6 protein-coding genes are annotated in these 14,300 nt (G+C 37.3%); all 6 read right to left on the reverse strand.

Annotation, left to right across the window (positions count from 1 at the left end):
- Positions 1-613: 613 nt before the first annotated feature.
- Positions 614-1,504: an outer membrane beta-barrel protein gene (locus tag FG27_RS08290; RefSeq protein ID WP_037317925.1), complete on the reverse strand. Its 891-nt coding sequence runs from the start codon at positions 1,502-1,504 to the stop codon at positions 614-616.
- Positions 1,505-1,540: 36 nt separating this feature from the next.
- On the reverse strand, positions 1,541-9,409 hold the full coding sequence (locus FG27_RS08295; RefSeq protein WP_037317927.1) for a nidogen-like domain-containing protein: 7,869 nt from the start codon (positions 9,407-9,409) through the stop codon (positions 1,541-1,543).
- A 176-nt stretch (positions 9,410-9,585) separates the two neighbouring features.
- Positions 9,586-10,470, reverse strand: coding sequence for an AraC family transcriptional regulator (locus FG27_RS08300; protein WP_197051679.1), 885 nt, complete (start codon positions 10,468-10,470; stop codon positions 9,586-9,588).
- 506 nt (positions 10,471-10,976) lie between these two features.
- Complete coding sequence (locus tag FG27_RS08305) at positions 10,977-11,351, reverse strand: hypothetical protein (RefSeq protein WP_037317932.1); 375 nt, start codon at positions 11,349-11,351, stop codon at positions 10,977-10,979.
- A 1,000-nt stretch (positions 11,352-12,351) separates the two neighbouring features.
- Positions 12,352-13,449 carry a hypothetical protein gene (locus FG27_RS08315; protein WP_037317937.1) on the reverse strand — a complete coding sequence of 366 codons (1,098 nt, stop codon included), beginning with the start codon at positions 13,447-13,449 and terminating at the stop codon, positions 12,352-12,354.
- 2 nt (positions 13,450-13,451) lie between these two features.
- Positions 13,452-14,234 carry an RNA polymerase sigma factor gene (locus FG27_RS08320; protein ID WP_037317938.1) on the reverse strand — a complete coding sequence of 261 codons (783 nt, stop codon included), beginning with the start codon at positions 14,232-14,234 and terminating at the stop codon, positions 13,452-13,454.
- Positions 14,235-14,300 lie beyond the last annotated feature (66 nt).

Here is a 14,300-nt window from a genome sequence, read left to right on the forward strand (position 1 = left end):
GATAAATATCTCATCGGATACTCAAATAATATTCAATTTACCATTCTAAGACGAATGTTGAGCTTTTGTGTTACACACCTATAAGTCACGGCTGTACATAAACATCTAATCCTATTTCTAAAAATTGTGTTTTTAACAATCGATAATATACTGCGATTTTTCTCTAAAAATTGCAAATTGTAGCAAATTGTAGCCTGTTTATGCGGCATTATAGGTCATTTGTCGCAAATTGATATAAAACTACTTTCATTAAATATTATAAGTTTCTAAAAATGAGTTGGTTAAAAAAATTAACATCGCGCAGCGTGTTATCCTCTTGCTACTCATTTTTATCCGCTTCACTACCAAAAAATGGTAGCTTTAAATAGTTTTAGTCTAAGTTCTATGGGAACTTTTGAAGAAATCTAATGGTGAGAAAGATCCTTCAACATTATAAGGTAATATTGCAAAATTACTGCCAGCATTATAATTTTAGTTATTGCTGCTACCATTTTTAATTTTGCAACTAATTTTAAAATTTCTACCTTAAAGATATCTCTTAATTGAAGAAATAATAGTTCACAAATAACCCTGCCATTTTTAGAACAAAAAACAAGCTTACGTATTAAAAAAATTAGAATTGAAATGCATATTGTACTTTTAAGCCAAAGGCGAAGGATCGGACTTCGTCCAGACCCTGTATTACATTAATATCCCGGCGTGAAGACAGCAGACTACCGAATGCGAAAGCTGTTGGGTTCTGAACATTATAATCAACAAGCCGTTCGCCCGATACATCAGGTTTAATATCATTTAGTCCATAATCAACGAAAAACCCCATATAAAGGGATTGGCTATCTTCCAACATAAGTTTTATTCCACTTTCCAGATGCGCTACAAAGTTTGTTTTCAGATCCAGTTCAGATTTGGAATTACTTACATTAACAAATTCACCAAAACCAGCAAATTCTGGGTCAGTCAATTCAACATTATATTCCGGATAATATCCGCTTGTTTCTAAAGAAGTCGTGGAGCTTCGATATTTTGAATCTACAACCAGGCCTGCCTTAACACCTCCAGCAACAAAAAACCGAGTATTACCTAATGATTCGTATTGAATCTGCAGAGGAATATTAAGGAAATAAACCTCCTGGTTTTCTAAAAAATTATCAGCTTGATAACGGAAATTGAATGTATCACTTTCCGAATCCTGGGTCATAAAATCACCTTGAATAGTGGGTAAAAAAATCGAGCCTTCCATATACTGCAATTCAGCACCGGTTCCAAGGCTCCACCTATCTGAAAAATAATAGGAATACTTAGCTCCGATACCAAACCCATTTCCCAATTCACTTTCCTGCCCGAGCGTTTCATAACTTAATTCTGAAAACGATCCCTGCAGGTAAAATGAAACTTCATTTTTTGATTGTGCCAAGGCATTTCCATTCACAATAATTAGTGCAACTACTATTGCAAGACTCACAATGAAATTACTATGGGTTACTTTTAAATTATTAATTTTCATATTTAATCTTTATTTTTTTAATCTTCAAAGCATTTCTTATTTAATAATAAACTTCACAGAACTATCAATATTCTCTGTTCTAATTTTGAGGATATACACACCCATTTGAAGATTGTAAGGCAATGTTATGCTGGTTATCTTATTGTTCGATTTCATTTTCTTGATAAGCATCCCGTTAAGGTTATGTATTGAAAGGTGCATTGTTTCAAGTTCGTTTTTAGGAAAATCTGCTAAAAGTTCCATTGTTCCACCTGAACTCACCGGGTTAGGGGCTAAGGAAATATTCAAAGAACTTCTTAACTGGATAGAAGATATACAGGTTCTTAAAAATTCTCCATCCTCTGTTTCCAACACTACGTAATAAGAACTGTCATCATCCAACTGGTCATCCACATTATTTCCAGCTGAATAATATTGACCGCTCCCTATTACTGAACCATCTTTATACCAGCGGTAACTTACAAATTTATAGCCTCCATTGGTGTCTGGATTATTGTTTACAAGCAACACATTATTAAATTTTTGAATTACGATATCTTCAAAGTTGAAATTCTTCTCTACCACAATATTATAGGTAGTACTTGTATTTCCATCTTCTGAAGTCACTATTACCGTTTCTCTGTAAATTCCAGGAGCAGGTGTACTCATTGTAAAGATATTATCGCGATCTATTGTTGAGCCTCGATTCTGTTCAAGTTCAATTTGAACCTCATTTTCAGAGTTTCCGCAACCAATTAGATAGTAGATATCTACACTAGGATTGGAATAAGTAGTTCCATTTATAACCGCATTAACCAATTTGGCTTCACTTCCACTTATCGTAAGCGTTCTTTCCACAGAAGCAGCAGCTTCATAATTCTGGTTTCCTGCCTGAGTAGCTGTAATAGTGATTTGCCCTCCACCTAGAATTCTTACAAATCCTCGAGGTCCAACTGTAGCAGCAGGGTCTTCTGTCTCATAGGTATAAGAATACATTACCGGTAAGCCCGAAGTTGAAGTTGCATCTAATTGTAAATATTCATCTGTTAGTTGATCTAAATCTTCAAGTTCATTGAAAGTGATGCTTTGCGATGCTTTTTCAATTAGCATATTCGCAGTTAGCACTAGATCTTCATATCCAGGCTGGCTTACTATAGCAGTAACAGTGTATGTCCCTGCATTAGTTTTCCCGTTATTGGCATACGTTACCGTTGCATCTTCGGGAAGACCGGTTACAAAAATACTGTGTTCGCTTCCATTATAAACAAACGGCTCAGTATTCCCTTCAAAAGTCACCCCCGTAATCTCAGCCTTTTCAATCACTAAAGAAACTTCTTTTGTAGTTGCAAGGTAATTCTCAGTTTCAGCTGAAGTTACGGTAATCTCATAAGTTCCAGGCTCAGTAAAACCTTCCTGAGGAGAATAACTCAACTCAATTTCTGAGTGATTTAAACTTGCATTAACCTTCTTTTGAGTACCATCATAAGTAAAGTTTTGAGAAACATCTGCGGTAATCATTGCCTCTGCTTTTAAAATAGTCAGGGTAGCATTCAATTCGCTATCTGGACAAGTTTCGAATCCTGAAGAAAGATTTGCTGTTACTGTATAAACCCCTGCATTTATAGCCCTGTTTTGAGTTCCTGTTTCAGAAGAAATAGTATAATCAACAGAAGCACCTGCAGGAAGATTTTTTACTTCCAGGCTATGTTCACTTCCATCATACACAAAACTTGCATCCTCAAATGTTACCCCATTTAACGGTGACGGTTCTACAATCACATTTTGCGTTTGCATAGCCGTATTTCCGTTTCCATCATCAAAATTCCATGTAATTGTATAAGATCCAGGTTCGTTATAAGTGAGCGGATCTAAAGTTGTTGCAGTCAATACAGCACAGTTATCTGTAGCTGTAGGAGCAATAATTCTTCCTGGAACAACTTCACATTTCACTATCACATCTTCAAATTCAGTAACATCAGGAACTGGTGCTACTTTGTCTTCTACAGTCACAGTAGCTTCCAGAGAACTTTCATTCCCATTGTTATCTGTAACAGTAAGGACAACTATGTTTTCCCCGACATTTGAGCAGTCAAAAGTGTCATTATTCAACGTCATTTCTGAAATACCGGAAGCATCTGAAGAACCATTGTCAATATCTTCAGGAGTGATGGTCACATTCCCTTGTGCATCCAACTCAACAGTAATATCAGTAGTAACTACCACAGGTGCTACTTTATCTTCTACAATTACAACTGCTTCCAAATAACTGATGTTTCCGTTGTTATCTTCTACTGTAAGAACAACAGTGTTCTCTCCAACATTAGTGACATCAAAAGTGGTAATGTCAAGTGTCATTTCGGAAATACCACAAGCATCAAACGATCCGTTGTCTATATCTTCAGGAGTGATGGTCGCGTTTCCTTGAGCGTCTAGTTGAACCGTGATGTTTTGGGTCACAACCACCGGTGCTACTTTGTCTTCTACAGTCACAATAGCTTCCAGAGAACTTTCATTCCCATTGTTATCTGTAACAGTAAGGACAACTATGTTTTCTCCGACATTTGAGCAGTCAAAAGTGTCATTATTCAGCGTCATTTCTGAAATACCGGAAGCATCTGAAGAACCATTGTCAATATCTTCAGGAGTGATGGTCACATTCCCTTGTGCATCCAACTCAACAGTAATATCAGTAGTAACTACCACAGGTGCTACTTTATCTTCTACAATTACAACTGCTTCCAAATAACTGATGTTTCCGTTGTTATCTTCTACTGTAAGAACAACAGTGTTCTCTCCAACATTAGTGACATCAAAAGTGGTAATGTCAAGTGTCATTTCGGAAATACCACAAGCATCAGATGAACCGTTGTCGATCATTTGAGGAGTGATGGTCGCGTTTCCTTGAGCGTCTAGTTGAACCGTGATGTTTTGGGTCACAACCACCGGTGCTACTTTGTCTTCTACAGTCACAGTAGCTTCCAGAGAACTTTCATTCCCATTGTTATCTGTAACAGTAAGGACAACTATGTTTTCTCCGACATTTGAGCAGTCAAAAGTGTCATTATTCAGCGTCATTTCTGAAATACCGGAAGCATCTGAAGAACCATTGTCAATATCTTCAGGAGTGATGGTCACATTCCCTTGTGCATCCAACTCAACAGTAATATCAGTAGTAACTACCACAGTTGCTACTTTATCTTCTACAATTACAACTGCTTCCAAATAACTGATGTTTCCGTTGTTATCTTCTACTGTAAGAACAACAGTGTTCTCTCCAACATTAGTGACATCAAAAGTGGTAATGTCAAGTGTCATTTCGGAAATACCACAGGCATCAGATGAACCGTTGTCTATATCTTCAGGAGTGATGGTCGCGTTTCCTTGAGCGTCTAGTTGAACCGTGATATTCTGGGTCACTACAATTGGACCAACATTATCCTCTACTGTTACTGCTGCAGTTTCGGTACTTTCATTTCCGTTTACATCAGTCACTGTTAAGGTTACCGTTACCGGAGCATCAACATCATCACAACCAAAACTATCAATATCAAGACTCATCGAAGCGATCTCACAATTGTCTGAAGAACCGTTATCAATATCGGCAGGCACTATTGTTGCCTCGCCATTTTCATCTAATTGAACAGTGATATTCTGGGTCACTACAATTGGATCAACATTATCCTCTACTGTTACTGCTGCGGTTTCTGAAGATGAGTTTCCATTTACATCGGTTACCGTTAAGGTTACCGTTACCGGAGCATCCACATCATCACAACCAAAACTATCAATATCAAGACTCATCGAAGCGATCTCACAATTATCTGAAGAACCGTTATCAATATCGGCAGGAACTATTGTTGCCTCGCCATTTTCATCTAGTTGAACAGTGGTATTCTGGGTCACTACAATTGGATCAACATTATCCTCTACTGTTACTGCTGCAATTTCAGTACTTTCATTTCCATTTACATCAGTTACCGTTAAGGTTACCGTTACCGGAGCATCCACATCATCACAACCAAAGCTGTCAATATCAAGGCTCATTGAAACGATCTCACAATTATCTGAAGAACCGTTATCAATATCGGCAGGAACTATTGTTGCCTCGCCATTTTCATCTAGTTGAACAGTGGTATTCTGGGTCACTACAATTGGATCAAAATTATCCTCTACTGTTACTGCTGCGGTTTCTGAAGATGAGTTTCCATTTACATCGGTTACCGTTAAGGTTACCGTTACCGGAGCATCAACATCATCACAACCAAAACTATCAATATCCAGGCTCATTGAAGCGATCTCACAATTGTCTGAAGAACCGTTATCAATATCGGCAGGAACTATTGTTGCATCCCCATTTTCATCTAATTGAACAGTGATATTCTGGGTCACTACAATTGGATCAACATTATCCTCCACTGTTACTGCTGCAGTTTCGGTACTTTCATTTCCATTTACATCAGTTACCGTTAAGGTTACTGTTACAGGAGCATCCACATCATCACAATCAAAGCTATCAATATCAAGACTCATCGAAGCGATCTCACAATTGTCTGAAGAACCGTTATCAATCATTCCAGGTGTAATTATCGCTACTCCATTTTCATCTAATTGAACAGTGGTATTCTGGGTCACTACAATTGGATCAACATTATCCTCTACTGTTACTGCTGCAGTTTCATTACTTTCATTTCCATTTACATCAGTTACCGTTAAGGTTACTGTTACAGGAGCATCCACATCATCACAACCAAAGCTGTCAATATCAAGGCTCATTGAAACGATCTCACAATTATCTGAAGAACCGTTATCAATATCGGCAGGAACTATTGTTGCCTCGCCATTTTCATCTAGTTGAACAGTGATATTCTGGGTCACTACAGTTGGATCAACATTATCCTCTACTGTTACTGCTGCAATTTCAGTACTTTCATTTCCATTTACATCAGTTACCGTTAAGGTTACCGTTACCGGAGCATCAACATCATCACAACCAAAACTATCAATATCCAGGCTCATTGAAGCGATCTCACAATTGTCTGAAGAACCGTTATCAATATCGGCAGGAACTATTGTTGCCTCCCCATTTTCATCTAGTTGAACAGTGATATTCTGGGTCACTACAGTTGGATCTATGTCATCTAAAGTGGTAAAATCAAAAGTTTCAGTTGATGTTACATTACCAGAATCGCTAGCACTCAAAGTAATGCTGGTTGTGGACTGTACTCCATCAATTGGATCAATAAGAACGTCGAAATTAGTTCCGTTGAAACTGATTGAAATATTCTCATTAGGTATAAATTCCTGATTTGCAGAAGTAGCTGAAACACTTAGGCTTGCATTATCATCCTCTGAATCTGTAATGTCGATGGTAAACTCATATACCTCCGATGGACAATTCTGTATATTGTTAATTTCAGTAATTTCAGGAGACCGGTTCAATTCTAAAACTTTGGTTCCGGAGAAACTAAAGCACGATTGGTCATCTGCTAAACCACCATATTCTACAATATACCCCAATTGACTTTCAACACGCAAGTCATTCCATCTCCCTCCATTCTGAAAATAAATTTGCGCATAATGTTCAAGACCACCATTAGCATTATTAGGTTCTAAATCATTCCAATTTGCATACTGATTATTTACTGCAATAGCTCCTTCAGAAAATTGAGTTCCGGCTTCAGGACCTGTAACCCAGTACCATTTTCCTTCTGCTTCACTCTGATTATTAAAAAATGTACTTCCCAATGCTGAGTTGATTTGCGAAAAATAATCTGATCCACCTATCCAACCGTCATCAGACAATTTTGTGAGTATGAATTCATTCTCTGATGCAGAGGTAATAGTTGCAAGATATCCCTGCAGGCCATTTAAAGTTCTTGTGGCAGCATCAGCCTTGGCCTGTTCCCAAGTAAACGTACCACTCACATACTCATAATAATGATCATTATCAGAGTTAGATATTCCTCCTCCAATGTTAAAAATAATTTCCCTTTCTAGAGCAAAGCTACTGCTAGTACGAAACTGGATATTCTGAAATATCTCCTGTAGTTCCTGAGAAGTCATATCCCCGGAAATTGTTAGGACTCCGGTTAAATTATTATAACTACTAGTTACATCAGTAGGTAAAGTAAATCCAGAAACCAATTGCAACTCATCACCAGACTGAAAATTTTGATTAATCGAGACAGTAGCACCATTAACATCATCAAATGAGTTGATTAAAATATTTTCATCGATTACGGTAGAATTTTCGGGAGTAGAAATTATAGTCTTGCCTTCACTTGTTTCTACCAAGTCACCAGGAGATTCTATTGTGATACTGGCATTTTCAATTGTTTGATTACCACTAGGGTCTTCTATTGTGATACTAATTTGCTGAGTTCCCACATCCCTACAATCAAAGCTAAAAGTGGATGGGGAAATAGTATAACTGCAATTATCATTAACTGAAGTAATAAAATCTGTAGCAGCGACTGCCAATCCGTTTATACTGGCTAACTGCCTGGTAAGGCTTTGGATAGAAAGCTCAGGTGCTTCTAAATCTTCAACAGTAACAATAGCCGTATCTTCAGAAATATTACCGCTTGTATCGGTCACTGTCAAAGTAACAGTATTATTTCCTATATCTGAGCAATCAAAATCAGTTTGACTTAGGCTCAAATTAGTGATATCACAAGTATTGGAAGATGTATTATTAATCATTTCTGGTGTAATAACTGCATTTCCAGATTCATCCAATTCTATAGTAATATCTTTTGCAGAAGCGATCACCGGACTGCAAAGGACTTCTACAGTAAGGATAGTTATCGTATTTTCCTGAGGAGAACCATTATCTATAGATTCTAAGGTAATTGTATTTATGCCTAAATTACATTCCTCCCCGGTTATGGTAATATTTGCTGTGGACAGACTTCCATTTGTAATTTCATAAGTTAGCCCACACATCTCAGAAGTTAAAGTAGTAGTAACTTCCTGGTTAGTTTCAGGTCCAATAAATGAAGGACTTAAAGTAAGGGTTTCTCCAAGATAAAGCTGAACAGTATTATCTACCGGCAAATTATTGGCACTTGGGGAAATATTTTCTGCATTTGCCATATTAAAGTCGAAACACTGGTTGTCAAGGTAATCCACTCCATCACTATCACCTCCCGGCCCATCATAATCTGCACCCGGTTTATCAAAACGACCTACCTGTACATAATCAACACCATTTCCTTTATTAATTCCTACCGTAGCTGGGATCCCACCAAAACCATCTACACCTTCAGACGCCCCCCCAGTTGTCCACTGCATATCTTTTGAACAAAAAGCGGTATTTCTCCCGGGAGGAGTTAGTTCACTGGCGCCATCAGAAATAATTACCTGGAAAGTATTAGTCTTTCCAGAGGGCTGATAATGTGCGACCTGATCCCAGATCACAATTAAAGCATCATCAGTAATTTTATAATAAATCCTTCCGCCTTGACTTGTATCAACATCACCCCAAAATGGGGCAACCATTGGGGTTTCAATAGGGAATCCACTGGCACTAAAGGTTGAAAGAGGGCCATTAAAAGTTAAATTCCCATTCGTATTGATCCATACCTCACTATACAAAGCACCATATAGATTATAGGAAAAAGGAATCGATAAAGGGCCGAAAGATCCATCATCGTTAGTTGGTATTGCAGTAAAACTCTCATCAAGCTCAAAATAACCTCCCGGAGCTTCAAGTTCCGCAGAGTTCATAGTTTCAGCCGCGGATGCCGATCTGCTCATATTGAGTGAAAACATTTGTGGTTGTTGCCGAATTTCCTCCCTCTTTTTAGCTTCATAATAAGGGTCTGAATCAGCTGGATCTATAACAACTGCTTGAGCTAAAATATTTCCTTGAAAAACAAAGAATATGACCAATAGTAAAAATTTGAGGTAGTAGTTTTGCTTCATTTAAATTTGGATGTTTAAGCTTTATAAAAGGAAAGCTGATATGCTCTCTTTAGGTTCATTACATATTGCAAAAAAAATCCAAAAAATATGTTAATAGCTGTAAAACAGAAGAAATGATGTATCAAAATCAAATATGAAGACGTGCTTTTTTAAAAAAAAGCGAGAAATAGGAAGGCTTAGCGGAAACTTAACCCGTAAGCACTAGGGCTTACTTCTACAAGAGTTTTAAAAGTTTTACTGAAAGAAGTTCTGCTAGTAAAACCGCATTCTTGTGCCAAAGCTTCTATAGTATTTGTTTCAAGATAACCATTTTCAATAAGTTGCTTCGCATATTCCATTCGCAACTTGTTCTTGTATTCCGTAAAACTTACTTCATATTGTTGCTTAAGAAAATAGGAAATATGATGAGAAGGCATTTCCAGCTCCCTAGAGCATTCGGTGAGGTTGAAATTTTGATTTAAGTATGATCTACTTTCTTTTAATCGTTCAAATTTTTCAATCACTACCTGTTTGTCAAGGCCAAATTTGAGATCTTCAGGTTGCTCTTCGGATTTGGTAATGGCCATTGCTTGTATTTGCTGTGGGTATCCGTACAAAATAGTAGGAAAATAGATGGGAATAATTCCAATAACAAATAATGCTATATAAAGAAAGAAAGTTATTATACCTCCGTTATTTCCAATAACTATTAGGGAATGAAACAGGTTTGTTTCAAACATTTTTTCCAAAGCATACATAATTGCCAGAATAGCCATCATCATAAGGATTCCCCAAAAAATGAGAAGCCATTTGTTAAGTATACTTTTAAGTTCATCACCTTCTCCTTTTTCAATAAAAGATAAAATTTTGGGTATTAAAACCACTAATACTCCTAATTGCCAAACATGACGCATTAAAAGATGTTGATCTAGCCTCAATAAAAAATATTGGGCTCCCAGCCTATATTCCGGTGAAGAAATTGCTCCAGAAATAATAGTATCGTAAAAAGGTTCTGGTTGAAGATAAACATACCCCACATCTATTACTCCTAATATAAAAGGAACAAGAAGAATGAACTCCATTTTATGGAATTTGAGCCGGTCAGTTAAAATGATTTTAAAATAATAATATATTGGAATAAATATTAAATGATACGGAAGAAGTGGCCACAGAAAAAACCAGGTGAAATGTTCCAAATAACCTCCATCAATGATATAAGCTTGGAGGGCATACACCGACAGTATAAGGTAAAAACTACCTAAAATTCGTGTAGCAAGGGTATTGGTAGAAGTTTTAAAAAATAATGTCGTTGATAATACAAATCCAAAAATTGCGGCAATTAGTAAAATTATGATCATTATAACTTAAAAGATTATTGTTGGCTTTCTTTAAAATGTGATTCCAAATGAAATTATTGCTAAGAGCAATAATCTAAAAATCACCCGGAGCTTTATAAGCGATTAAAATATTCATTAAGAAAAATTTAACAACAAATATATAGATATAAAAGCTTATTTAAAACAACCTAGTAAAAAACAATAACTTTCCCAATAGTTTGATATTAAGAGTTCGCCGATTTTTTTAGCTCCTAAAGATTATCTGCAACCCATTGCTTAGCTTCATCACAAGTCCCTACTGCCATACATTTTAATTTAGTCATCTGCTTTACAAATTCTAAATGTCCATAATCTAAAGTTTTTTCTGAAACTACAACTACCCAGCGAACTTGGCTTTCTAGTATTTCAACGTTATTCAATAAAATTAAGGGATCAAAGGAGTAGCTTGCGTTAGGATCTGTTCTTTGGATAAGAACACCAATTTTCTTGTCTCCATAAATGGCGGATTTTAGATCGTAACTATTCTCAAACTTCGCTGCATCAAAATGAGCTTCATCTTTTAGAATAAGTTTTATGAAGTGAGATTCGAATTCAAGGATAAAACTTCCAAAGTCAATGCTTTTCATTTATTAGATATAAGCTGCTAAATTAACTTTTTAACCGGTTTATTAAGCAAACTATTAAAATTAGAAACCCACGCCCGTGCATATACTAAAAGCATTTAGCGAGAGTGACTACCAACCTCATCTTACGACTTGTCGAATTCCTTTCCTTTATAGGTTATAATTAGTTATTAATGGCGAGATATAAGATTGACTATCACTTTGATCATCATTTCTTTAACGCCTAGACCATTTTCCCCGGTTTGATTTTCCCCGGTACCCACTGAAATAATCCCGTGTAAATTATAGTAATATAAATTTCGGGAGACGTTTCTTTTATCTTCTTTTTTAACTGTCAAGTAATTCCTGACAGTTAAACTCTCCTCCAATTGATGAAATAAGAATTCTGGACTACCATAAAAAATGAGAGCCCACGCCGTTGTATATGCGAAGCGCATTTAGCGAGTGTAATTTTCAACCTCACCTTGCGGGTGTACAAGCACCCTCATCAATTATTATACTATATTTTTTTGTTTAATTACATTAAAACAAGCTCCTCCTATTTTTCATTATCCAAATAAAAGAGAAACTCACGCCGTTGTATATGCCAAGCGCACTCAGTGAGTGTAATTTTCAACCCCACCTTACGGGTGTACAAGCACCCTCATAAAATCTTCACGCTATACTATTGAAATGCATGTAATTAACGCTATTTCTGGTCTTAACTTCCATCTTACAAGCCCTGCTATTTGATTTTGCTTTAAAATAAGTAAGCCCACGGTTGTATATGCTAAGCGTATTTAGTGAGTGTAATTTTTCAACCTCATCTTATGGGTGTACAAGCACCCTCATCGTTAATTATTTTATTTTTTTCTATTCAACTCCTTCAAATAGGCTTCTGCATTTATATTTCCCTATTCAATAAAAGTGAGATGACACGCCGTTGTATATGCTGTTCGCATTTAGTGAGTGTAACTTCTAACCTCACCTTATGGGTGTACAAGCACCCTCAAAATTACATTTTTCAATCTGTTATGAGTTCAATGCCTGCCTTTTCAGCTTTGTATTTTATTTTGGCCATCAGTTCATAATAGCTCCAGTTTCTCAGCACAAACTCCTCCTCTTTGGCAATTCCAATCTTATCTTCCTGATTGATTAAAATTAGCGTACCCGCCTGGTGTTTGATGCAAAAGTTGATTAATTTCCGACTGTACAAGTGCAGCCTATTAGTCACGTAATTCTTTTCCAGCTCGTGGAATCTTTGTACTGCTTTTGTTTTGCGTTTGCGCCCTTTACCCGATCTTGCATAGGTAACCCCTTCCTGTGCCCTTTTCCGGGCGGCTTGTATGGCAAGCCTACGATATAGAAATTCTTCCCGGGAGCCAATGTTGAGTTTTGTCCTTCCAGTCTTTACAATAATGGGATATTCCAGGGATAAAGAAGCTTCTGCGATCACATTAGGCTTTAAGCGATGCTTTTCTTTTTCAAATTCAAAGGTGGCCAGCAAAAAAGTTTTGTCATTTTTTAATTGAATGTGGGAAGTACAAAGCTTGGTCTCCCCTGCTACTACCCGCTCCAGTAGCTTGCGTTTATCAGAATAATCCTTACCTAAATAGGTTTTTAGCGGAATGGAAAAAAACCGAAAACAAAAGGCTTTTTTCTCTTCATCATAACATAACCCTTTTATGCCCTCCATATCAAAAGGAAAAGCCATATCCCTTTTAAAGTTCATCAGGGAACGTTCGCCCTTCCAGTATTCCACCTTATTTTTCTGGAACGTACCCATTAAATTATGGTTGATGTTGCCTAAAATATTGGTCGGGATTTCCCCTTTATAGCGGTCGGACACCACCCGGTAGGTGGCATTGATGCGCGAGCGGTTCAGGATGCCGGCTTCATCTTTTTTTTCATCAGCCAATTTATACTTTATCCCTTCAGTTAAATAAAAGAACTCCTGGATCATTTCCTGAACATAGAGATGGCTAATAATAAGATTGGCGGCCTTAAAGCTGCGGTTGCGCCACTGGTAGAGTTTATTCAGGGCCTCTTTCCGCTCATCTTTGGTAGGCAGATCGACCAGTAACTGGATCTTTCGGGTGAGTTTTATGGTATCTTTTCCCATCACTAAGCCGATTGTTGTTGTTCGTGTTTAAGCTGCAGTAGCTTATAGGCGGCCATAAATTCTTTATGGACTTCCTTTTGAGAAAGGTTCAATTCTTTGGCAATGGCAGCAAAGGAATACTGTCTTTCTGTACGCAGCTGCAAGACCTTTTCCTGTTCCTCGGTCATTTTGCCCTGGATCTTCACCGCTATAACTGGTTTTGGTTTTGTTTCCAAATTGCTACCCTGGTGGATGATGTTCTTAATATCCTCGATAGCCCTTTTTACCTCGTTGCTCGTATAGGTAATACTGGTTCCCATGAGTTGGGCTATGGCTTTATACTGAAAACCGTATTTTAAACAGAGTTCAATCAGTCGCCTTCTTTCGGGGCTTAGTAAGGGAAAAACACGGCTGACCCGGTCGAAGGCTTTCTGCTGGGTTCCGCTATCCAGTAGAAGTTCCTCCGCTTCCTCCGGGTCATAGCCGTGCATGTATTTTTCATAGTCCTCATAATATTCCAGGCGGTTGATCTTACGATAAAAATTATTTTTTGGGCGGGCATAGTAATAGGTACAATCCCGTTTCATCACATAACGCAGAAAAAAGAAAATATGTTCCGGTCGTTCTATCCCATCCCTTTGCTCCCATAGTTTTAAGAAAGTATCCTGAAGGATGTTCTCAATGACAAATTCATCTCGTATTAATTGCTTTCCAAACCAAAAGAGTTTGCGGTGATACCTGGCGTAGATAAACTCCAAAGCATCAGGATGTCCTTGTTGTAATAATTCAAAAATACGCTGTAACATAAGCAGTCGTTATTAAGCCGGAGGTAAATACCGCCAGGATTAAACTGAATTTACCTTAAGCGAATT

The sequence above is a fragment of the Salegentibacter sp. Hel_I_6 genome (assembly GCF_000745315.1).
GTDB lineage: Bacteria > Bacteroidota > Bacteroidia > Flavobacteriales > Flavobacteriaceae > Salegentibacter.